This is a genomic window from Ectopseudomonas guguanensis, from assembly GCF_900104265.1.
Lineage (GTDB): Bacteria > Pseudomonadota > Gammaproteobacteria > Pseudomonadales > Pseudomonadaceae > Aquipseudomonas > Aquipseudomonas guguanensis.
Genome location: NZ_FNJJ01000001.1, coordinates 335,316 through 357,340, shown reverse-complemented (window position 1 = coordinate 357,340; position 22,025 = coordinate 335,316). Strand labels below are relative to the sequence as shown.

The following is a 22,025-nucleotide window of genomic DNA, read 5'->3' as shown; positions in this document are numbered from 1 at the left end:
GCACCCGCCCTACGAGAACCGCTGTCCTTAGGGTTTGCGCGCGATCAGCACGGCGCGGGTCGGTGCCGGCAGGCCTTCGACGGTGCGGCTGTGATCGGCCGGATCGAGAAACTCCGGCAGCGACTGGAAGCGCATCCACTCGGTGGCGCGTTGTTCTTCCACCGAGGTGGTGCTGACGTCCACGCAGCGCACGTCCTCGAAACCGGCGCGGCGCAGCCAGCGCTCCAGCGCCGGCACCGAGGGCAGGAACCAGACGTTGCGCATTTGCGCGTAGCGATCCTCGGGCACCAGCACCTGTTCGGCATCGCCTTCGACCACCAGGGTTTCCAGCACCAGTTCGCCGCCCTTGACCAGCGCCTCCTTGAGATCCAGCAGATGGTCGATGGGCGAGCGACGGTGATAGAGCACGCCCATGGAGAATACCGTATCGAAGCCCTGCAGCTTGGCCGGCAGTTCCTCGAAGGCCAGCGGCAGGTGCCACACCGGTTGCTCCGGCAGGTAGCGCTTCATCGCCAGGAACTGGCAGAGGAACAGCCAGTTGGGGTCGATGCCGACCACGCTGCCCGCACCCGCACCGAGCATGCGCCACATGTAGTAGCCGTTGCCGCAGCCGACGTCGAGGATGCGTTTGCCGCGCAGGTCGAGATGTGGGGCGACGCGCTGCCATTTCCAGTCCGAGCGCCATTCGGTATCGATGTGCACGCCGAACAGTTCGAACGGCCCCTTGCGCCAGGGAATCAGCCCCTGCAGGGCCGTTTTCAACTGCGTGCGCGTGGCCTCGTCACAGGCGCCGCCGAAGGCGAAACGCCGGGCCAGTTCCACCTCGCTCACCGGCAGGTCCGGCAGTGCCTGCACCGCGCCGTACCAGCGCGCCAGGTCGCCGTGACCGATTGCCAGCTTGGCATCGAGCTGGCCAGGCAGGTCGGCTGTCCATTCCTGCAGCGGGGTGCCGGCCAGTTGTGCCTGCAGGGCATCGAGATCCAGATCGCGCATCATGGCAGGGCCACCAGCGAGGCGAAGTTCAGGCACTGGAACCAGGGCACCACCTTGCTGAAGCCAGCGGCCAGCAGTCGTTCGCGATGCTGCTCGAGGCTGTCGGGCAGCATCACCTTCTCGATGGCGCTGCGCTTCTGCGCGATTTCCAGTTCGCTGTAGCCATTGGCGCGTTTGAAGGCGACGTGCAGCTCGGTGAGCAGCTCGTGTTCGGCGGCGTCCTCGAAGCGCAGCTTCTCCGAGAGGATCAGCGCGCCACCGGGCAACAGTGCCTGGCGAATGCGCGTGAGCAGCTCCAGGCGCCGCTCCGGCGGGATGAACTGCAGGGTGAAGTTGAGCGTGACCAATGAGGTGGGCTGCAGGTCGAGGGCGAGAATATCGGCCTCGATCACCTCCACGGGCAGCAGCTCCTGGAACATGGCGTCCTGGGCATGCAGGTATTCGCTGCAGCGCGCGACCATGGCCGGGGAGTTGTCCACGGCGATGACCTTGCAGCCATCGATGCGCACATGGCGGCGCAGCGCCTGGGTCACCGCACCGAGCGAGGCGCCGAGGTCATACAGGGTGGTGTGTGGCTGGGCGAACTGGCCGGCGAGCACGCCGATGTTCTCGACGATGGTCGGGTAGCCCGGCACCGAACGCTTGATCATGTCGGGAAACACCCGCACCACGTCCTCGTTGAAGACGAAGTCGGGCACCTCGGCCAGTGGCTGGGCGAATAGGCGATCGGGTTCTTGGCTCACGGCAGTCGCAACGGGTAGCGGAAAAGGCCGGCATTTTAGCCAAGTGCGGGCGAACAGTCAGGGCTTTCCCGACTGCTCGCTGCAGGGCATTAACGGCCTGCTAGGCCTTGCTGCGCTGGAAGGCCGAAGCGGTGATGCCCCACTGGCCGAGCCAGTAGGTGAGGATGATGGCGTAAGGCGCGGCGTCGAAGCTGGCGACGAAGCGGTCGATGCCGATCAGGCTGTCGGACAGCACGAAGAGCGCCGCACCGCCGGCGGCCAGCCAGGTGGAGCGCGGCTGCAGACCCGGGTGGCCGATGCGGGCCAGGGCGCGCCAAAGCATCAGGCTGATCGCCGTGGCATAGCAGGCCACCGGGATCAGCAGCTCGCCCAGGCCGCTGCTGGCCAGCAGGGTGAACATCGCGCCACCGGCGATCAGTGCCAGCAGCAGGGCGGGCAGGGCCGGTTGCCGACTGTCGGAGCAGTAGGCGCGCAGGTAGGCCAGGTGGCCGAGCAGAAAGGCGCCAAGGCCGAACACGAACAGATCGCCGGGCCAGTCCAGCAGGATGTCGCCGGCCAGGGAGAATACAAGACCAACGGCGATCCAGCGGCGGTAGGTGCCGGCCGGCGCCTGGCGCAGCCAGAGCAGCAGGGCGATCACCGGGATGCCCTTGGTCAGCAGGCTGAGCTGTGCATCGCCGGTAATCCGGCCGTAGAGAAATACCGCAGCACCCGCCAGGCCCAGCAGCAACCAACGCATAGCAAGACTCCCTTCGTTCTTGGAATGGCGCGACTATGCCCAGCGACCGAACGGCTGCCAATGCGACGGGTGCCAAATCGAGTGGCGGATCGTGCCGCCACTCGACGTCGCCGGCGGTATTGGGCACCGTATGCGTTCGTTCAGGAGAAGCGCATGTCGATATCGCCACCTGTCACCGAGCTGATCGAACGCCTGTACCGCGAGGAGTCGCGCCGGGTGCTCGCCACCCTGATCCGCCTGCTGGGCGATTTCGACCTGGCCGAGGAGGCGCTGCACGAGGCGTTTCGCAGTGCGGTCGAGCAATGGCCGCAGAGCGGTGTGCCGGACAATCCGCGCGCCTGGCTGGTGTCCGCCGGGCGCTTCAAGGCCATCGACAACCTGCGTCGGCAGCGCCGCTTCCAGCCGCTGGATGAACAGGCCGAGTTGCCCGACGAGAGTGACGTCGAGGGAGGCGAACTGCTCGAAGACGACCGCCTGCGCCTGATCTTCACCTGCTGCCACCCGGCGCTGGCAAGTGATGCCCAGGTAGCCTTGACCCTGCGCGAAGTCTGCGACCTGACCACCGAGGAGATCGCCCGCGCTTTCCTCTCCAGCCCTGCGACCCTGGCCCAGCGCATCGTGCGGGCCAAGGCGAAGATTCGCGACGCGCGCATCCCTTACGAGGTGCCGGGGCGTAGCGAGTTACCCGAGCGCCTGGAGGCGGTGTTGCGCGTGGTCTATCTGGTGTTCAACGAAGGCTATTTCGCCAGCTCCGGCGATTCGCTGACCCGCAGCCAGCTGTCCGACGAGGCGATTCGGCTGGGCCGCCTGCTGCTGGAGTTGCTGCCCGAGCCGGAAGTACAGGGGCTGCTGGCGCTGATGCTGCTGCACGAATCGCGACGCGCTGCGCGCAGCGGCGTCGATGGCGAGGTGATTTTGCTGGAGGCCCAGGATCGCAGTCTGTGGAATCGCGAGCTGATCGCCGAAGGCGAGGCGCTGGTATTGCAGGCGCTGCACTCGCGGCGTTTCGGCGCCTACAGCCTGCAGGCGGCGATTGCCGCGGTACATGCCGAGGCGGCCAGTCTGGAAGAAACCGATTGGGCGCAGATCGTCGGCCTGTATGACGAGCTGCTGCGCCTGAACCCGTCGCCGGTGATCGAGCTCAACCGCGCCGTGGCGCTGGCCATGCGCGATGGCGAGCAGGCGGGGTTGGTGGAAATCGACCGACTGCTGGCTGCGGGCGAACTGCACGGCTACCACCTGGCCCATGCGGCGCGGGCCGATCTGCTACGCCGGTTGGGCCGCCGCGAGCAGGCGATCGCTGCCTACCGCCAGGCCCTGGCGCTGGCGCAACAGGGCCCGGATCGGCAGTTTCTGCAGCGCAGGTTGGATGAGTTGGAAGCACACCAGGCGGGTGATAGGCCGTAGGGTGCGCTGTGCGCACCGCATACGAGTGAGCGCTGGATGGAACGCTGCGCCGCTGAACCCTATCAGGGAGAAGGCCGGCTAGGCCGCTGGCACCTCATTCTTCGGCGCCAGCGGTCGGTGCGCACGGCGCACCCTACGATTGCCGATGCCGTGCTTTAACCCGCGACCAGTATCCGTAGCCCGGATGCAATCCGGGGGGCGCACTCCCGGATTGCATTCGGGCTATGGGCTGGAGGAGTTAGGTGACCCGTAGGGTGTCCCGGGGCCGCCCAGGCTGTGCGCACCACATACGAGTGATAGGCGCTGCGGTCGTGTGCACCGAAATTCCTCGGTGCGTACGGCGCACCCTACGTACGGTTAGCCCGCGACCAGTACGCGAATCGCTTCCAGGCGCAGGGCGGCCTTGTCGAACATCGCCAGGCTCTGTTCGCGCTGCTCGCGCAGGGCTTCGATCTCGCTGTCGCGTACGCTTGGGTTGACCGCGCGCAGGGCGATCAGGCGGGCCAGTTCCTCGTCCAGTTCAGCGATCAGGCGACGCTTGGCCTCGCTCACGCGCTCGACATGGCGCGGCATGACCTTGGCTTCAGCATCGTTGATCTGCTTGGCCAGTACATCGCGCTGGGCCTGGACGAACTTGTTAGCGCTGGCCCGCGGCACGCTTTCGAGCTGGTCGTTGAGGGTCTCGAAACCGACCTTCGGCGCCAGGTCGTTGCCATTGGCGTCGAGCAGGCAACGCAGCGCAGCCGGTGGCAGGAAGCGCCCCAGCTGCAGCTTGCGCGGGCCGACCACTTCACTGACGTAAAGCAGCTCCAGCAGCACGGTACCGGGTTTGAGCGCCTTGTTCTTGATCAGCGCCACCGCGGTGTTGCCCATTGAGCCGGACAGCACCAGGTCCATGCCGCCCTGCACCATGGGGTGTTCCCAGGTGAGGAACTGCATGTCCTCGCGGGCCAGAGCCTGTTCGCGGTCGTAGGTGACGGTTACCGCCTCGTCATCGCCCAGAGGGAAGCTGGCATCCAGCATCTTCTCGCTGGGGCGCAGGATCAGGGCGTTGTCGGAGTGGTCTTCGCTGTCGATGCCGAAGGCGTTGAACAGCTCTTCCATGTAGATCGGCAGGGTGAACTGGTCGTCCTGCTCGAGGATCGCTTCGACCAGCGCTTCACCTTCGCCGGCACCGCCGGAATTCAGCTCCAGCAGGCGGTCGCGGCCGCTGTGCAGTTCGCCTTCCAGGCGAATGCGTTCGGCGGTGGCTTCGTCCACCAGTTGCTGCCACTGGCCGTCGTCGGCGTTTTCCAGCATCGGCAGCAGGCGTGGGCCGAACTGATGTTGCAGGGCGTTGCCGGTGGGGCAGGTGGCGAGGAAGGCGTTCAGCGCCTGGTGGTACCACTGGAACAGACGCTCCTGCGGGCTGTTTTCCAGGTAAGGGACGTGCAGCTGGATGCGATGCTTCTGGCCGATACGGTCGAGACGGCCGATGCGTTGTTCGAGCAGGTCCGGGTGGGCCGGCAGGTCGAACAGCACCAGATGATGGGCGAACTGGAAGTTGCGGCCTTCGGAGCCGATCTCCGAGCAGATCAGCACCTGCGCGCCGAACTCTTCGTCGGCGAAGTAGGCGGCTGCGCGGTCGCGCTCGAGAATGCTCATGCCTTCGTGGAACACCGTGGCCGGGATGCCGGAACGCACGCGCAGGGCGTCTTCCAGGTCCAGCGCGGTCTCGGCGTGGGCGCAGATCACCAGCACCTTGAATTTCTTCAGCATCTTCAGGGTGTCGATCAGCCATTCGACGCGCGGGTCGATGCGCCACCAGCGTTGCTCGTCGTCGATCTCTTCCTGCGCCTGGTAGCTGACTTCCGGGTACAGCTCGGCGTGCTCGCCAACCGGCAGCTCAAGGTATTCGTCCGGGCTCGGCAGCGGGTAGGGGTGCAGCTCGCGCTCGGGGAAGCCCTGCACGGCGGCGCGGGTGTTGCGGAACAGCAGACGACCGGTGCCGTGACGATCCAGCAGCTCGCGCACCAGACGCGCGCGTGCTTCTTCGTCGCCACCATCAATGGCATCCAGCAGTTCACGGCCTTCATCGCCAAGGAAGCCGCCGATGGCATCGCGTGCCTGGGCGCTGAGCTTGCCCTGGTCGAGCAGTTCCTGCACCGCTTCGGCGACCGGGCGGTACTGGCTGCTTTCGGCGCGGAACGCCTGCAGATCATGGAAACGAGCCGGGTCGAGCAGGCGCAGACGGGCGAAGTGGCTGTCCTGGCCGAGCTGTTCCGGGGTGGCGGTGAGCAGCAGCACGCCGGGGATGACCTCGGCCAGTTGCTCGACCAGCGAGTATTCGGCGCTGGCCTGCTCCGGGTGCCAGACCAGGTGGTGGGCTTCGTCGACCACCAGCAGGTCCCAGCCGGCGGCGAACAGCGCGTCCTGGGCCTTTTCGTCGTCCTTCAGCCACTCCAGGGCGACCAGCGCCAGCTGGCAATCCTCGAAGGGGTTGCTGGCGTCGCTTTCCATGAAGCGCTCGGCGTCGAACAGGGCGACGTCGAGGTTGAAACGCCGGCGCATTTCCACCAGCCACTGGTGCTGCAGGTTTTCCGGCACCAGGATCAGCACGCGGCTGGCACGGCCGGAGAGCAGCTGGCGATGAATCACCAGGCCGGCTTCGATGGTCTTGCCCAGGCCCACTTCGTCGGCCAGCAGCACGCGCGGGGCGATGCGGTCGGCCACTTCGCGGGCGATGTGCAGCTGGTGGGCGATCGGCTGGGCGCGTGCGCCACCCAGACCCCACAACGACGACTGCAGCAGGCGGCTGTTATGCTCGAGACTGTGATAGCGCAGGGCGAACCAGGCCAGCGGGTCGATCTGGCCGGCGAACAGGCGGTCGCTGGCCAGGCGGAACTGGATGAAGTTCGACAGCTGGGTTTCCGGCATGGTGACCGGCTTATGCTGGGCATCGAGGCCGTGGTAGACCAGCAGGCCGTCGACATCCTCGACTTCCTGCACGGTGAGCTTCCAGCCCTCGAAGTGTGTGATCTCGTCACCCGGGGCGAAGCGCACACGGGTCAGCGGGGCATTGCGCGTGGCGTACTGGCGGGTTTCGCCGGTGGCCGGGTAGAGCACGGTGAGCAGGCGGCCGTCCTCGGCGAGGATGGTTCCCAGACCCAATTCCGCTTCGCTGTCACTGATCCAGCGTTGCCCCGGTTGATACTGCGCCATGCCTGTCTCCCGCGTGAAAAAGCCGGCTATGGTAACGGATGCCGAGCCGCGACCAAAGCGGTCGTGGCACTAATGCCGTTCGGCTTAGTCGAAAGTGTAGCGAGCACCGGCTAAAGTCGCGGTTCACGGGGCCGACAGCCTGACCAAAGGAGGTGCTGCAACGTGCTACCGCCTATCCCCCATAGCCTGGTGCCGGTCACTGCCACGCAGGACGTGATCAAGCCCAAGCCCGAGATTCCTCCGGTGACCCCGGCCGAGGGCAGCGCCAAGGAAAGTGCGCTGAGCCTGGACAAGCGCCACCCACAGGAAACCGAGGAGCTGCTGCGCGATGAACAACGTCGGCGGCAGCGCCGTGGCTACACCCCCGAGCAGCTGGCTGAAGCCGAGCCGGAAGAGGTCGAGCAGGCGCTGGGCGATCTGCCTCGAAAGGGACTTTGGGTGGATGTGGAAGTCTGAGACACTGATTTCATCCTCTTCTTCATAGACCTCATGATGCTGTTCGCCGACCCCTTGCCCGCACTTGCCGATGCCGAGCTGGACTATTTACCCGGCTGGGTCGACGCCGCTCTTGCCGACAGCTGGCTGCAAGCCTTGGTCGAGCAGACGCCCTGGCAGCAACCGGAGCTGTTCATCCATGGCCGCTATCACCGCACGCCACGGCTGACTGCCTGGTATGGCGAGCCGGAGGCGCGCTATCGCTATTCAGGAAAGATGCACGAGCCTCTGCCCTGGACGCCGCTGCTCGACGAGATTCGTCAACGGGTCGCGAAAGAAGTCGGGCAGCCGCTCAATGCCGTGCTGCTCAACTACTACCGCGACGGCCAGGACTCCATGGGCTGGCACAGTGATGCCGAGCCTGAGCTGGGGCGCGATCCATTGATCGCCTCGCTCAATCTGGGCGGCAGCCGACGTTTCGACCTGCGCCGTGTCGGCAGCACGCGCATCGAACATTCGCTGACATTGGAACACGCTTCGCTGCTGGTCATGCGCGGGCCGACCCAGCATCATTGGCAACATCAAGTGGCGAAGACGCGCCAAGCCTGCGCGCCGCGCCTGAACCTGACCTTTCGCCTGATCCGGTTTCCGCTATGAGCAATGACGACAAGCTGATCGACTTCGCCGCCGAGCGCGACAAGCGTATCCACGACCTCAACGACAAGCGCCTCAACGAGATGCGTCAGGCGTTCGAGCAGGTGCTGCCGCTGGGCAAGGCCAAGAAGAAGTCCAAGAGCAAGCCCAAGAAGCGCTGAAAGCGCCCCGATTCTCCCGCTGCGCACAACGTTGTGCAGCGTTTCCCGCCTCGAACCCCCTCGATTTCTTGACCTGGGTCAGTATTCCCCCAGGCCCTGTCACGCCTGCTCTTCAGCCATTGACCCAGATCAATTTTCCCGCCGCCAGCGCTGATAACGTGAAGCCATCCCAGACAGACAGGCACAACAGGAGGCAGCCATGTTCGTCGATACAGTGGTTCTCGCCGGACTCGGCACCGTACTTCTGATGATCGCGTTTTGTGGGGGCGTTGGTTACTTCATCTGGAAGGATGCGCACAAGCGCAAGCAGAGCTGATCCTTCCGGTTCACAGGGCACGCAAGGCAATTCGGGCGACTTCGGTCGCCCTTTTTTTGTTTGCCCGCTACCTATCCGAGATCGCTTCACCTTCTGGACATAGATGCATAGCTAGCTAATAATTGGCTTTCGCACGGAAGCGCAACCCAATCGCTACAGCTATGTTCAGAGCTGAGATTTCTTTCAGGTAGCCGTCGTGCGTGATTCCTTGCTGGTGTTCCTTGCACCGAGCTCGCAAGCCGTTCAATTCGCCATCAAGACCCTGCTCGGCGGTGGTCTGGCGCTGTGGTGCGCGCTGCGGTTTGGCCTGGAGCAGCCGCAGTGGGCGCTGATGACCGCATTCATCGTTGCCCAGCCGCTGTCCGGCATGGTGGTGCAAAAGGGCCTGGCGCGACTGCTCGGCACGCTGGTCGGCACCTTCATGGCCGTGGTGATGATGGGGCTGTTTGCCCAGGCGCCGCTGCTGTTCGTGCTGGCCTTCGCCCTCTGGCTGGCGTTGTGTACGGCATCCTCGACCATGCTGCGCAGCGCCTGGTCGTATTCCTTCGTGCTGGCTGGCTACACCGTGGCGATCATCGCCTTGCCGGCTATCGGCAAGCCGCATGTGGTGTTCGACGAGGCCATCGCCCGGTGCACGGAAATCTGCCTGGGCATCACCTGCGCCACCCTTAGCAGCGCCTTGCTCTGGCCGCAGCGGGTCGAGCGGCAACTGGCGCAACAGGCCCGCGACGCCTGGCAGGCTGGGGTGACAGCATCGCGCCAGGCGCTGGCTGGTGAGGCTGGCTCGCGGCAGGGATTGCTGGAAGTGCTGGCGCGTATCGTCGCCGTGGATGCCCAGCGTGAACATGCCTGGTTCGAGGGCGCGCGCGGTCGCCAGCGTGCCGTGGCGTTGCGGGTGCTGAGTCGCGATCTGCTCGGCATGTTGCGCCTGGCCCGCGGTGTCGCGCGGCAATGGCGGCAACTGAGCAACGCCGAGGCGCAGGCCGTTGCGCCCTGGTTGCAGCTGGTGGACGAGCGCCTGCAGCAGGCGCAGCCAGAAGGCTTGCTGGAGCTTGTCGAGCAACTGCGCCAGGCGGCGCAGGACGAAGAGCTGAGCAGTGGCCAGCAACTGTGTCTGGAACGCTTGATGGTGCTGCTGTTGCGTGTCGAGGATGCCAGTCGCGCCTTGCTCGCGGTCGAGGAGGGCAGGGCACCGTCCGATGCGCCGCGCGCCTTGTCCTGGCATTACGATTGGCAGACCGCACTGGTGTATGGCTCGCGCAGCGCGCTGACCTTCCTGGTTCTGGCAGCCTTCTGGCTGGCCACCGGCTGGACCCATGCCATCGGCGCGCTGCTCCTGGCCTGCGTGGTGTGCAGTTTGTTCGCCCGGCTCGAGGCCGCACCGCAGATCGGCATGATGTTTCTGCGTGGCATCTTCTATGCGCTGCCGGTGGCGTTCTTCGTCGGGCAGATTCTCATGCCGCAGATCGACGGCTTCGTGATGCTCTGCATGGTGCTGGGTGTGCCGTTGTTCTTTGGTGTGCTGGGTATGGCCAAGCCGGCGACGGCTGCGACCTCGACCTCGTTTTGCCTGCACTTCATCGTGCTCTGCCTGCCGGCACCGGGTGTCGGCTACAACGTCGAGTTCTTCCTCAATGAGGCGCCAGGCATGCTGATAGGCGTGGGTTGTGCGGTGATGGCTTTCAAGCTGGTGGTGCTGCGCAATCCGGTCTGGCATGGCCGGCGCCTGATGCAGGCGATCCTGACCGACCTCGGGCGCCTGACCCGTCGCGACCTGGGCCGCGCCGAAAACTGGTTCGGCGGGCGCATGGCGGATCGTCTGTTGCAGTTGGCGCGGCATTATCCGGCGCGGCCGGATCAGGCGCGCAGCCGCTGGGACGATGGCGTGGCCGGTCTCGATCTGGGCGATGAATTGCTGCACCTGCGCAAGTGCCTGACCAATGCCGATGCCGGTTTGGCTCGTTCGCAGCAGCGCTTTCTTGAGCGCCTGGAGGACGCGCTGGAGCGTGGTCCTGCAGCGGGCCGTGAAGACGATCTGAATGCAGCGGTGGCCGAACTGCAGGAGTCCCTGCGCGCCTGCACGCCGAGCATCGACAAGCGCCTGGCCGAGGCGGCGCTGTTGCAGCTGCAGAGTGGCTGGCGCCACTGGTGCCAACTCAGAGGAGGGGGGAATGGGTTTGCATGAATGGTCGCTGGGCGGCGTGTTGCTAAGCCCGATGGCGGCCTACGCAGTATTGGCGCTGTTGCTGACGGGCATGCTGCGCCTGGGCTTGCAGCGCATCGGGCTGTCGCGCTGGATCTGGCACGAAGCCCTGTTCGATTGTGCCCTGTATGTCTGCGTGTTGGCGGCCATGATGGCCGTCCTGGCGCATTGAGGAGAGAAAGCATGCGTTCGACCATTCGAGTCGGCATAACCCTGGCCATGGTGGTGGTGGCGATCTTCGCCGGTTCCTGGATCTGGCAGCACTACATGTATTCGCCCTGGACACGCGACGCCCGTGTGCGCGCCGAGGTGGTGACCATCGCCCCGGACGTGTCCGGCTGGGTGGTCGAGCTCAAGGTGCGTGACAACCAGCAGGTCAAGGCGGGTGATCTGCTGATGAGCATCGACCGCGACCGCTATCAGGCGGCGGTGGAGAAGGCCAGGGCGGTGGTGGACATTCGCCGCCAGCAACTGAGCCTGCGCGAGCACGAAGCCTCGCGCCGCTCGCGTCTGGGCGCCCAGGCGATCAGTGCCGAGCTGCTGGAAAATGCGCAGATCAACGCCGAGATGGCACGCGGCGAATACCGCGAAGCGCAGGCCGAGCTGCGGGTTGCCGAGTTGAACCTGGCGCGCAGTGAAGTACGCGCGCCGCGTGATGGGCAGATCACCAATCTGGTGCTGGCGCAAGGTAACTACGTGAACGCCGGGCAGGCAGTGATGGCGCTGGTCGATACCAACTCTTTCTACGTGCAGGCGTATTTCGAGGAAACCAAGCTGCCACGCATTCAGGTCGGTGCGCCGGTGGAGGTCTGGCTGATGGGCGGGGATCAGCAGATTCGCGGCGAGGTGGACAGCATCAGCCGTGGCATCACCGACCGCAACGCCAGCCCGGATGGGCAGCTGCTGGCCGATGTCGAGCCGACCTTCAACTGGGTGCGCCTGGCGCAGCGCATTCCGGTGCGCATCAGGCTCGATCAGGTGCCGGATGGCATGGTGCTGAGCGCCGGCATGACCGCCAGCGTAAGGGTGAAATAGCGCGGTTTCTCAGTTGTAGGAGCGGCTTCAGCCGCGAGCTCTTCAAGCGTAATCGCGGCTGAAGCCGCTCCCACGGTCGCTGCTCGCATGAGTTCGTAGGGTGGACAACGCGAAGCTCGTCCACCGCTAAGCGCCGGTATGACCGCCAGCGTGCGGGTGGATTAGCGCGTTTTCTCAGTTGTAGGAGCGGCTTCAGCCGCGAGATCTTCAAGGGGAATCGCGGCTGAAGCCGCTCCTACGGTCACTGTTCGAATGAGTTCGTAGGGTGGACAACGCGAAGCTTGTCCACCGCTTGGACTAAGCGCCGGCATGACCGCCAGCGTAAGGGTGAAATAGCTCGGTTTCTCAGTTGTAGGAGCGGCTTCAGCCGCGAGCTCTTCAAGCGTAATCGCGGCTGAATCCGCTCCCACGGTCGCTGTTCGCATGAGTTCGTAGGGTGGACAACGCGAAGCTTGTCCACCGCTTGGACTAAGCGCCGGCATGACCGCCAGCGTGCGGGTGGACTAGCTCGGTTTCTCAGTTGTAGGAGCGGCTTCAGCCGCGAGCTGTTCAAGGGTAATCGCGGCTGAATCCGCTCCTACGGTCGCTGTTCGCATGAGTTCGTAGGGTGGACAACGCGAAGCTTGTCCACCGCTTGGACTGACGCAATGGTGGATGAATAAAAGCGTCATCCACCCTACGACGAAATGACTGGATCAGGCGCGCTCGATGCTGGCCGGCGTGCGGCGCATCAGCACCTTGCCATGGCGCACCGACACCAGCGCGTGGCCCTGGCTGCGTACCATCTCGTAATCGTCCGGCGCCGAGAGGATCAGCAGGTTGGCCGGGCGACCCACTTCCAGGCCATACCCTTCACCCAGGTTTAGCGCGCGCGCCGAGTTGTCGGTGATCAGATCCAGGCTGCGCTTGAGGTCTTCGTAGCCGAGCATGTGGCAGATGTGCAGGCCGGCTTCGAGGATGCGCAGGATGTTGCCGTTGCCCAGCGGGTACCAGGGGTCGACGATGGAGTCCTGGCCGAAACAGACGTTCATCCCGGCGCGGTCGATCTCGGCCACGCGGGTCAGGCCACGGCGCTTCGGGTAGGTGTCGAAGCGGCCCTGCAGGTGAATGCTCTCGGTGGGGCAGGAGATGAAGCTGATGCCGCTCATCTTCAGCAGGCGGAACAGCTTGGAGCAGTAGGCGTTGTCGTAGGAGCCCATGGCCGTGGTGTGGCTGGCGGTGACCCGCGCGCCCATGCCGCGCACGCGGGCTTCCTCGGCCAGCACTTCGAGAAAGCGCGATTGTGGGTCGTCAGTTTCGTCGCAGTGCACGTCCACCAGGCAGCCCGTGCGCTCGGCCAGGTCCATGAGGAACTTGATCGACGACACACCCTGGTCACGGGTGTTCTCGAAGTGCGGGATGCCGCCAACCACGTCGGCGCCCAGCTCGATGGCCTGCTCCATCAGCGCGCGACCGTTCGCATAGGACTCGATGCCCTCCTGCGGGAAGGCGACGATCTGCAAGTCGATCAGGTGGCGGGTTTCCTCGCGCACTTCGAGCATGGCCTTGAGCGCGGCCAGTGTCGGGTCGGTGACGTCGACGTGAGTGCGCACGTGCTGGATGCCGTGGTCGACCAGCATGTCGATGGTCTTCTTGGCGCGGGTCTTGGTGTCTTCATGGGTCACCAGCGCCTTGCGCTCGGCCCAGCGCTCGATGCCCTCGAACAGGGTGCCGCTCATGTTCCAGTTCGGCTCGCCGGCGGTGAGGGTGGCATCGAGGTGGATGTGCGGCTCGACGAAGGGCGGCACGACGAGATTGCCGGCAGCGTCCAGGTCGCCCTCGGCGATGGGATGCAGGGCGTGCTGGGCTTCGATGGCGGCGATGCGCGCGCCGTTCAGGGTGATGCGGTGCAGGCCGTCGTGGCCGCGCAGGCGGGCATTGTGGATGATCATCGGGTTTCCTCTCAGGCAGGCGACGACAGACGCCGGATCAACAGCGCAACGCTGATGTTCAGGCGGTCGTGCGGGTCTTCGAATGAGCAGCCGGTCAGCGCTTCGATGCGCTGTAGACGGTAGCTCAGGGTATTGCGGTGAACGTTCAGGCGTTGCGCGGCCAGGGCCAGGTTGCCGTTCTCGGCGAACCAGGCCTCCAGCGTCGGCATCAGCACCGGTTGGTGGCGCGAATCGTCGCCGATCAGCGGGCCGACCACGCGTTCGACGAAGCGATCGAGCAGGCTTCGGTCGCGAATCGCGCCGAGCAATTCCAGCACGCCCAGCTCATTGAAACTGCACAGACCCAGGCGCTCGGGAAAGCGCTGCGCCACGGCCAGGGCCTGGCGCGCCTCACCCAGGCCCTGGGCGAAACGAGGTGCATCGCAGCCGGCGCTGCCCAGACCGAGAAACAGCCGCAGCGGGCCGAGCTGCGGGCGCAGCTCATCCAGCAGCACGGTCATGGCCTGGCGGTTGCGCGCTTCGGCGCTGGCATCGGCACATGGCAGCAGGGCGATCCAGTGACGGCCCTGGCTGATCAGGGGCAAGGCATTACCGAGTTCGCCGAGGCATTGCTCCAGGCGTCGTTGCAGCAGTTGCTGACGGCTCTGCAGCTGGCGCTCGGCGTCATCGTCGGCCAGGTCGCCGAACAGTTGCTCGCTGCCGTCGAGGCGTAGCAGCGTCACCTGGCGCGGTACGTGCAGCGCCAGGCCCAGGCTGTCGCCGCGTTGCAGCAAAACGTCGAGCGACTGGTAGTCACCGTCGAGTACCTGCTCCAACACGTGCTGGCGCGAGCGGCCGAGCTGCTGTGCGTGAACCAGGGCGGTGCCGATGGCCTGGGTGACGACCACCATCTTCAGCGCGTAGGGCTGCTCGATCAGCGGCAGGTTCAGGCGCTCGGCCTCCGCGATGACGCTGGTCGGGATGGTCTGGATGAACTCCGCGCCGGTGAGGATTACCAGGCCGGCGACCACGCGCTCATGGCCCTCACGCACCAGGCGCAGCAGGTTGGCTTCGTCACGCGGGTGGTTGATGCCTGTGACGAAAATCAGCTCGCCGCCCATCACCCACTCGGCGATGCCTTCGTTCTCGGCCACATAGGGCCAGCGCACGGCATTGTCGCGTCCGGCCTGGCCGGCACGCAGGCGCATGCTGGCCAGGCCGGGCAGGGCCAGTACATCGGCGACGGTCAGGCTCACGCGCCGGCGACCTGCTGACGGCCGACCAGGGCCTTGTTCGCCTCGAACAGCACCACGTAAGCCAGGGCAGCCACGGCGATGCCCACCAGCGGCGCGACCCAGGGCGAGAAGTAGGCGCTCAGTGCACCGATCAGGTAGGCGCCCAGGCCGACCCAGTTGAACGCCGGCAGGCGCACCTCGGCCAGTTTCGGGTAGCGCGCGCGGTGGCCGTAGAAGTAGTCGGCCATGATCACGCCGCCAATCGGCGGGATGATCGAGCCGAGCAGGATCAGGAAGGGAATCAGCATCTCGTACATGCCACCGATGGCCAGCAGGGTGCCGATAGCCGCGCCTGCCAGGGTCACGGTCTTGCGCTTGCCGGTGCGCAGCAGGTTGCAGCCGGCGGCGGCGAAGTTGTAGATGGTGTTGTCCTGGGTCGTCCACAGGTTGAGGAACAGCATGACCACGGCGGCCATGGACAGGCCTTGGAGCACCAGCACCTCGACCACGTCCGGCTGCTGATAGACGATGGCGCCATAGGCGCCGGCGACGATCATCAGGCCGTTGCCGATAAAGAAGCCGAACAGGCTGGCCAGCACCGCGACGCGGCCGCTCCTGGCGAAACGCGTCCAGTTGGTGGCCTGGGTGGCGCCGCTGACGAAGGTGCCGAACACCAAGGTGATGGCCACGCTGAGGCTCATGCTCTCGGACGGTTCCACCGCCAGCAGCCCGCTCAACCCGCCGATATCACGGGTGGCGATCCACAGCGAAGCCACCAGCAGCACCAGCATGGCCGGCACGGCGACGCGCGAGAGCAGATCCAGACCCTTGTAGCCGACGAAGGCAGTGAGGCAGAAACCGAAGCCGAACAGCACCATCAGCGGGATGGTCAGGCTCTCGGGCAGGCCGAGAATCTTCACCAGCACGATGGCAATGGTCGCCGTGCCCCAGGCGTACCAGCCGATCTGGGTGAAGCCCAGGAGCATGTCGGACAGCTTGCTGCCCACCTCGCCGAAGCAGAAGCGGCCCATCAGCACCGAATTCAGCCCGCTGCGGCAAGCGATCAGGCCCAGCACGGCGGCATACAGGCCGAGCAGCAGGTTACCGATCACCGCCGCCCAGAGCAGGGTGGTGAAATCGAAGGCCATGCCGATCTTGCCGCCGGCGAACATGGTGGCGGTGAAGAAGGTGAAACCGAACAGCAGGATGGCGGTGGAGAACAGCCCCTTGCGCGCGCCGTTGGGCACCTCGCTCAGGGGGTAATCGCTATCGGGGGTGGCGTTGCTCATGGACCTGGCTCCGGTAAGGGTGTGAAGCCTTGGCGATAGCAGGGGGCGTGCCAGAGTCAGCGCAATGAGCAGGCTTGGCAGGGTGATCAAAGGGTTTTGTGCGAAATGCACAAAGAAACGCACTTTGCAGTTTCAGGTGGCTAAAGATTTTGTGAGTGTAGAACAAAACTGGTGCGCGACGCTGCGGTTGCGCACCAGCTTGCAGCGGATTTTTGTTGGCGCTGCCTCAACTTGAACGCCCTGCAGGTCTAACCCGCCCCTCCCTGAATCGAAGGCTCTGCAAGGGCTGTTCGCTACGAGTCCTGGCCCCTGGGCTACCCATCGGCTTTTCAATCCTGAGCGCAAGCCTACTGCAGAGAGTTCGCAGTCCCCTCAGGCTCTGCTGCTTCCGGCATATGAAGATCGGCGTAGATGCTCTCAGCTAGCGCAATATCCTCATCTGTCAGATGCTGGAACAAGCTCGTCCGCTTCCGCTTGGAGACACGCCCGCTGTTCTCATAGATCACCGCGATAAGCAGCTCAAGGTCCCGGTTCGACAGGTCCAGCTCGCGATCCAGCTGCTCTTTGAACCTGTCGCGCCTGACCAGATGGTTGACCTCATCACGCATGAGTCCATCCAGAACTCGCGCAGCGCTCTTGTTAACCTCGCCCTGCAGATCAGTGAAGTCCAGGTGGGCGAACAGATGGGCATGCGCTTCGTCCAGCTCAGGATCGCTGGTCAAGTCCCTCCGGTGGTACTGCGTGGCGCTAAGTAACCGTCGTGACAACGCGTCGAGCGTGCCGATGTAACTGTCCAGGTTGACCAGAAGGCCAGCGGAGATAGGCAGGATGATGCCCTGCAGTTTGAGGCCTTCGTTGGCCAGGATGTCCTGCATGATGAAGCGGGATAACCTGCCGTTGCCGTCCATGAAAGGATGGATGTAGATGAAACTGTGCGCGATCGCGTTTAGCTTCACCAGCGCCGGGGCATCGCTGCGCATGACGCGCTCACGCATGGCGAACCACTCTTGCATCATCTCAGGCACTGTTTCCGGCGCCGGCGGAATCAGATGGATCTGATCGCCGCGGCCGAGCCAGTTCTGCAGATACCTGTATGCGCCAATGGACGGATCGGGACGCCCAGTACCGAGGGCTATCCGGTGGATGTCGAACAAAAACTCCTCATCCAACGGGCGTTGTCCCGCCTGTTCCAGCACTCTCACAAATCGCAAGATTCGATCAGGAGTCGGACGCTCATGCTCGATCTCATAGGAACTGCGAGTCTCGGTCGTCAGCAGGTATTGCGCCGCTCTGGCAATCTCGGTGACCGAGAAGTCAACCATCTGGTCATGCATGCGCTCGACTATTTGCGCATTCAACAGACTGTCGTCTGTCCAGCCCTGGCGGGAAATCAGGGCTGAAAGCTGAGGCGTGCCCAGGAGATTCATCCGCACGCGATGCCTGCGCGACATCTCCTCTGGGCCGGTGAAATATTTCTCCGGTGGGAGCAGGTGCTCATAGGGAATGTTCTGAGCTGCGTCGGGCAGAGGCAACGGGTGGCCTGCAATGTTCTCGCAGATATACCAGAGCCGGCGCAGATAACCGCTGGCTGGCTTCTCAGCGATTGCCGCAGCCAGGTCATCCCGGACAGCAGGAATCTGGAAGGCGCGCTCCAGGACACCCAGATTTACCCCTTCGTACGAGAGCGCAAACAGCATCTGGTCGATGGGGCGTTGCTCTCTGGCGTATCCCTTGCTGAAGACCTCTAGGTTGACGCCACCAGCGGACTGAGAGAGCGCCTGGCGCGAGCCTATGACGCACTCACGATCAAGCGGCACGCAGCGAAGATCGAGGGCGTTGATCAGCCAGCTGTATCCGGCTCGCTCAATGGGTTGTCGCATGGCGAATTTCCTATAGGAGACGCGAGAAAACTATAATTCATACGGTCTTCTTGGAAAAACTTATAGTCAGTTGTCCAGGCCATGAACATCAAAGAGCTGACCAGGGAGGCGAGACAGACCATCAGTGCTGTCTAAAGGCTCTCTAATATCGCGCTGCAGGTTGGTCTGATCGACGCTGATGCGGTTAATCACCTCACATCTATAACACTCCACCACATGAAACGGCTCGTACCTCATTTCGGCTTGAGGACACTGCTGCTTCGTTCTCAGGTCGAAGGCGGCATTCATATGCATGGCAGCCGCCTCAATTTGTGGTGCAGGGAGACCTGGTCCAGCCGTTCGTAGGCGTTACGTAACCACCGTCACCTGCGGCATCGGCGGCATGGTCACGGTCTGCTCGGCGCTCGGGGCGAGCACTTCAGCTTCGCCGTCCACTACCTGCTTGCCGTCCTGGTTGAACACGCGGGTGGCGATGCGCACGCGGTTCTTCGGCAGTTTTTCCAGCACTTCCAGCTTCACGGTCAGGGTGTCGCCGAGCTTGACCGGGCGGGTGAACTTGAGCTGCTGGCCGAGGTAGATGGTGCCGGGGCCGGGCAGGTTGCAGGCGATGGCGGCGCTTATCAGGGCGCCAGTGAACATGCCGTGGGCGATGCGCTCCTTGAACATGGTCTCGGCGGCGAAAGCGGCGTCCAGGTGCACCGGATTGTTGTCACCGGAGACGGCGGCGAACAGTTGCACGTCGCGCTCTTCGACGTGCTTCTCAAAGCTCGCCTGCTGGCCGACTTCGAGGGCCTCGTAGGGGATGTTGGTTACCTGGGTCATGGACACTCCTTGATTGGGCTTCGATCCTGGCTCAGGGCCTGCTGCAGCCAGTCGATCAGGTGGGCGGTGACCTCGTCGCGATTGCTCTCGTTGAGCAGCTCATGACGGGCCTCGGGATAAATCTTCAGTTGCACGTCGCGCACGCCGGCCTCGCGCAGGGCGCCCGCCAGATCACTCAGGCGCTTGCCGTCGCTGACCGGGTCGCGTGAGCCGCCGATCACCAGCAGCGGCAGGTCGGCATCGATCTGCGCCAGGTTCTCGACCGGGGTGATGTATTGCAGGCCGTCGAGCAGGTCACACCACAGCTGCGTGGTGCAGACGAAACCGCACAGCGGATCGGTCACGTATTTGTCCACTTCCGCCGGGTCGCGGCTGAGCCAGTCGAAGGCCGTGCGGTTGGGCTTGAAGGCTTTATTGAACGAGCCAAAGGACAGGTAATCGATAACCTTGCTGCGCCCCTTGGGGCCCAGGCGCCAGCGCTCGAAACCGGCGATCAGCCGCGCGGCCTTGTACAGCGCCACCGGCTGGTAGTTGGAGCCGGAGAGCACGGCACCCTGCAGGCTGCAGCTGTGGCCCATCAGGTAGGCCATGCCGATGTAGCTGCCCATGCTGTGGCCGAACAGGAAGATCGGCGCCTGTGGGTAGCGTTGGCGGATATGGTGATTGAGCGAGGCCAGGTCGCCGACCACCTTGTCCCAGCCGCCTTCGTCGGCGTAGTGGCCGAGCACCCCCTGAGCGGCGCTTTGGCCGTGGCCGCGCTGGTCCAGCGCATAGAGGTCGAAGCCGGCGGCGACCAGGCTTTCGGCCAGGCGTGCATAGCGTAGGCTGTGTTCGGCCATGCCGTGGGACAGCATGACCACCGCGCGCGGCGGCTGATCACCATGCCAGTGGTTGACGTGCAGGTGCAGGCCGTCCTGGGTCACCAGGGGGAAGGGGTTGTGGCGCATGGCGAATCCTTGTGCCGGAGATTGGCGGCATTGTGCACCTTGGCCGTCATCAGGCAAAGCACCGCGGTTTTCATCGAAGCAGTAAAGATCGGTTACGAATCACCGCATTTATTGCGAAATTCAGCCCATCAATGACGCCTTCGAGCTATTTGCGGCGCGGCTCTAAGCTGCTACTTTCCGGGCAGACCCGCACCGCGGGCCAGATCACTTCAGGGGAAGAGGACAAGAACAATGCAACCTGATTTCTGGAACGACAAACGCGCCCCTGGCGTGCCCAACGACATCGACCTGTCCAGCTACAAGTCGGTGATCGAAGTGTTCGAGCGTTCGTGCAAGCGCTTCGCCGACCGTCCGGCCTTCAGCAATCTCGGCGTCACGCTGACCTATGCCGAGCTGGATCGCCTCTCCGCGGCCTTCGCCGCCTACCTGCAGAAGCAAACCGACCTCAAGCCGGGTGATCGCATCGCGGTGCAGATGCCCAACGTGCTGCAATATCCCATCGCGGTGTTCGGCGCCATGCGTGCCGGGTTGATCGTGGTCAATACCAACCCGCTGTACACCGCCCGTGAGATGCGCCACCAGTTCAAGGATGCCGGTGTGCGTGCGCTGGTGTACCTGAACATGTTCGGCAAGCTGGTGCAGGAAGTGCTGCCGGATACCGAGATCGAGTACCTGATCGAAGCCAAGATGGGCGACCTGCTGCCAAGCCTCAAGGGTTGGCTGGTCAACACCGTGGTGAAGAAGGTCAAGAAGATGGTGCCTGACTACCATCTGCCCCAGGCCATTCCCTTCAAGCAGGTGCTCAAGCAGGGCCACGGCCAGGCGCTGGCGCCGGTCAAGGCCAGTCACGACGACATCGCGGTGCTGCAGTACACCGGCGGCACCACGGGCGTGGCCAAGGGCGCCATGCTCACCCACGGCAACCTGGTGGCCAACATGCTGCAGGTCGATGCCTGCCTGTCGCAGCTCGGCCCGGACGGCACGCCGCTGATGAAGCAGGGCCAGGAGATCATGATCGCGCCGCTGCCGCTGTATCACATCTATGCCTTCACCGCTAACTGCATGTGCATGATGGTCAACGGCAACCACAACGTGCTGATCACCAACCCGCGCGACATCCCGGGCTTCGTCAAGGAGCTGGGCAAGTGGAAGTTCTCCGCGCTGCTGGGCCTCAACACCCTGTTCGTCGCGCTGATGGATCACCCGGAGTTCAGGAATCTGGACTTCTCCAGCCTCAAGGTCACCAACTCCGGCGGTACCGCGCTGGTCAAGGCCACTGCCGAACGCTGGCAGCAGATGACCGGCTGCACCGTGGTCGAAGGCTACGGCCTGACCGAGACCTCGCCGGTGGCGAGCACCAACCCATACGGCGACAAGGCGCGCCTGGGTACGGTCGGCATTCCGGTGCCGGGCACGGCGTTCAAGGTGATCGATGATGACGGCAACGAGCTGCCGACCGGCGAACGCGGGGAGCTGTGCATCAAGGGGCCGCAGGTGATGAAGGGCTACTGGCAGCGTGAGGAAGCCACCGCCGAGGTGCTCGACGCCGAGGGCTGGTTCAAGACCGGCGACATCGCGGTGATCGACCCGGATGGCTTCGTGCGTATCGTCGACCGCAAGAAGGACATGATCATCGTTTCGGGCTTCAACGTGTACCCCAACGAGATCGAGGACGTGGTCATGGCTCACCCGAAAGTCGCCAGCTGTGCGGCCATCGGTGTGCCGGACGAGAAGTCCGGGGAAGTGGTCAAGCTGTTCGTGGTGCCGCGTGACGGCGGCGTGACCGTGGAAGAACTCAAGGCCTACTGCAAGGAAAACTTCACCGGCTACAAGGTGCCCAAGCACATCGTGTTCAAGGATGCCCTGCCCATGACCCCGGTCGGCAAGATCCTGCGTCGCGAGCTGCGCGATATCGCCTGACCCCAAAGCCCCTTCCCGCTGCAGGGAAGGGGCTTCCCGCCTCCTGCTGCCATCGGCAGTCCAATTGTTGTGATTTCGTAACCGCCACAGCCTATTGCAGACCGTCACGCACTGCAGCACCGTACAGCCGAGCCA

Annotated in this window: 20 protein-coding genes; 9 read left to right on the top strand and 11 right to left on the bottom strand. The window is 64.3% G+C overall.

The features are described from left to right. Positions 1-27 precede the first annotated feature (27 nt). From cmoB to BLS61_RS01695, 3 genes are all read right to left on the bottom strand, one after another. Entirely contained in the window at positions 28-996 is a 969-nt protein-coding gene (gene cmoB, locus BLS61_RS01705) for a tRNA 5-methoxyuridine(34)/uridine 5-oxyacetic acid(34) synthase CmoB (protein ID WP_090426486.1), read from the bottom strand. Beyond that, positions 993-1,736 carry a carboxy-S-adenosyl-L-methionine synthase CmoA gene (gene cmoA, locus BLS61_RS01700; RefSeq protein ID WP_012018045.1) on the bottom strand — a complete coding sequence of 248 codons (744 nt, stop codon included), beginning with the start codon at positions 1,734-1,736 and terminating at the stop codon, positions 993-995. Before cmoA ends, cmoB begins: the two co-directional genes overlap by 4 nt. A 100-nt stretch (positions 1,737-1,836) precedes the next feature. Then, positions 1,837-2,475, bottom strand: a complete 639-nt coding sequence (locus BLS61_RS01695) for a lysoplasmalogenase (RefSeq protein WP_090426482.1) — start codon at positions 2,473-2,475, stop codon at positions 1,837-1,839. 153 nt (positions 2,476-2,628) lie between these two features. Between BLS61_RS01695 and BLS61_RS01690 the strand changes: the two genes are divergently transcribed. After that, on the top strand, positions 2,629-3,882 hold the full coding sequence (locus BLS61_RS01690; RefSeq protein ID WP_090426479.1) for an RNA polymerase sigma factor: 1,254 nt from the start codon (positions 2,629-2,631) through the stop codon (positions 3,880-3,882). A gap of 357 nt (positions 3,883-4,239) precedes the next feature. Here the strand turns inward: BLS61_RS01690 and rapA are convergent, their stop codons facing one another. Further along, positions 4,240-7,083 (bottom strand): RNA polymerase-associated protein RapA, encoded by a 2,844-nt coding sequence (rapA, locus tag BLS61_RS01685; protein ID WP_090426477.1) that lies wholly within the window; start codon positions 7,081-7,083, stop codon positions 4,240-4,242. 162 nt (positions 7,084-7,245) lie between these two features. On the opposite strand from rapA, the gene BLS61_RS01680 reads away from it, so the two are divergent. The 7 genes from BLS61_RS01680 to BLS61_RS01655 all read left to right on the top strand — a co-directional run bounded on the left by BLS61_RS01680 (position 7,246) and on the right by BLS61_RS01655 (position 11,887). Continuing rightward, positions 7,246-7,539: an aspartate-semialdehyde dehydrogenase gene (locus tag BLS61_RS01680; protein WP_090426474.1), complete on the top strand. Its 294-nt coding sequence runs from the start codon at positions 7,246-7,248 to the stop codon at positions 7,537-7,539. Positions 7,540-7,572: 33 nt separating this feature from the next. Further along, on the top strand, positions 7,573-8,175 hold the full coding sequence (locus tag BLS61_RS01675) for an alpha-ketoglutarate-dependent dioxygenase AlkB family protein (protein ID WP_244157894.1): 603 nt from the start codon (positions 7,573-7,575) through the stop codon (positions 8,173-8,175). Beyond that, complete coding sequence (locus BLS61_RS23605) at positions 8,172-8,333, top strand: hypothetical protein (protein ID WP_090426469.1); 162 nt, start codon at positions 8,172-8,174, stop codon at positions 8,331-8,333. Before BLS61_RS01675 ends, BLS61_RS23605 begins: the two co-directional genes overlap by 4 nt. 199 nt (positions 8,334-8,532) lie before the next feature. Next, positions 8,533-8,649: a cytochrome c oxidase subunit CcoM gene (gene ccoM / locus BLS61_RS23965; protein WP_279615157.1), complete on the top strand. Its 117-nt coding sequence runs from the start codon at positions 8,533-8,535 to the stop codon at positions 8,647-8,649. Between the two features lie 196 nt (positions 8,650-8,845). After that, a complete protein-coding gene (locus tag BLS61_RS01665) occupies positions 8,846-10,834 on the top strand; it encodes an FUSC family protein (protein ID WP_090426467.1) in 1,989 nt (662 codons plus the stop codon). Continuing rightward, positions 10,821-11,024: a DUF1656 domain-containing protein gene (locus BLS61_RS01660; protein ID WP_090426464.1), complete on the top strand. Its 204-nt coding sequence runs from the start codon at positions 10,821-10,823 to the stop codon at positions 11,022-11,024. Before BLS61_RS01665 ends, BLS61_RS01660 begins: the two co-directional genes overlap by 14 nt. 11 nt (positions 11,025-11,035) lie before the next feature. Beyond that, positions 11,036-11,887 (top strand): efflux RND transporter periplasmic adaptor subunit, encoded by an 852-nt coding sequence (locus BLS61_RS01655; protein WP_090426461.1) that lies wholly within the window; start codon positions 11,036-11,038, stop codon positions 11,885-11,887. 695 nt (positions 11,888-12,582) lie between these two features. Here the strand turns inward: BLS61_RS01655 and codA are convergent. The 7 genes from codA to BLS61_RS01620 form a co-directional block, all read right to left on the bottom strand. Continuing rightward, positions 12,583-13,818, bottom strand: coding sequence for a cytosine deaminase (gene codA, locus BLS61_RS01650; protein ID WP_090426458.1), 1,236 nt, complete (start codon positions 13,816-13,818; stop codon positions 12,583-12,585). Between the two features lie 11 nt (positions 13,819-13,829). Further along, complete coding sequence (locus BLS61_RS01645; protein ID WP_090426455.1) at positions 13,830-15,053, bottom strand: PucR family transcriptional regulator; 1,224 nt, start codon at positions 15,051-15,053, stop codon at positions 13,830-13,832. Continuing rightward, positions 15,050-16,321: a cytosine permease gene (gene codB / locus BLS61_RS01640; RefSeq protein ID WP_090426453.1), complete on the bottom strand. Its 1,272-nt coding sequence runs from the start codon at positions 16,319-16,321 to the stop codon at positions 15,050-15,052. Before codB ends, BLS61_RS01645 begins: the two co-directional genes overlap by 4 nt. A gap of 347 nt (positions 16,322-16,668) precedes the next feature. Next, positions 16,669-18,201 (bottom strand): Fic family protein, encoded by a 1,533-nt coding sequence (locus BLS61_RS01635; RefSeq protein ID WP_090426450.1) that lies wholly within the window; start codon positions 18,199-18,201, stop codon positions 16,669-16,671. 66 nt (positions 18,202-18,267) lie between these two features. Next, a complete protein-coding gene (locus tag BLS61_RS24080; protein WP_394328127.1) occupies positions 18,268-18,510 on the bottom strand; it encodes a hypothetical protein in 243 nt (80 codons plus the stop codon). 39 nt (positions 18,511-18,549) lie between these two features. After that, entirely contained in the window at positions 18,550-19,023 is a 474-nt protein-coding gene (locus BLS61_RS01625) for a MaoC family dehydratase (protein ID WP_090426446.1), read from the bottom strand. Next, positions 19,020-19,970 carry an alpha/beta hydrolase gene (locus BLS61_RS01620; protein WP_090426444.1) on the bottom strand — a complete coding sequence of 317 codons (951 nt, stop codon included), beginning with the start codon at positions 19,968-19,970 and terminating at the stop codon, positions 19,020-19,022. The genes BLS61_RS01625 and BLS61_RS01620 overlap by 4 nt, the downstream gene beginning before the upstream one ends. A 231-nt stretch (positions 19,971-20,201) precedes the next feature. On the opposite strand from BLS61_RS01620, the gene fadD2 reads away from it, so the two are divergent. Beyond that, a complete protein-coding gene (gene fadD2, locus BLS61_RS01615; RefSeq protein WP_090426442.1) occupies positions 20,202-21,890 on the top strand; it encodes a long-chain-fatty-acid--CoA ligase FadD2 in 1,689 nt (562 codons plus the stop codon). Positions 21,891-22,025 lie beyond the last annotated feature (135 nt).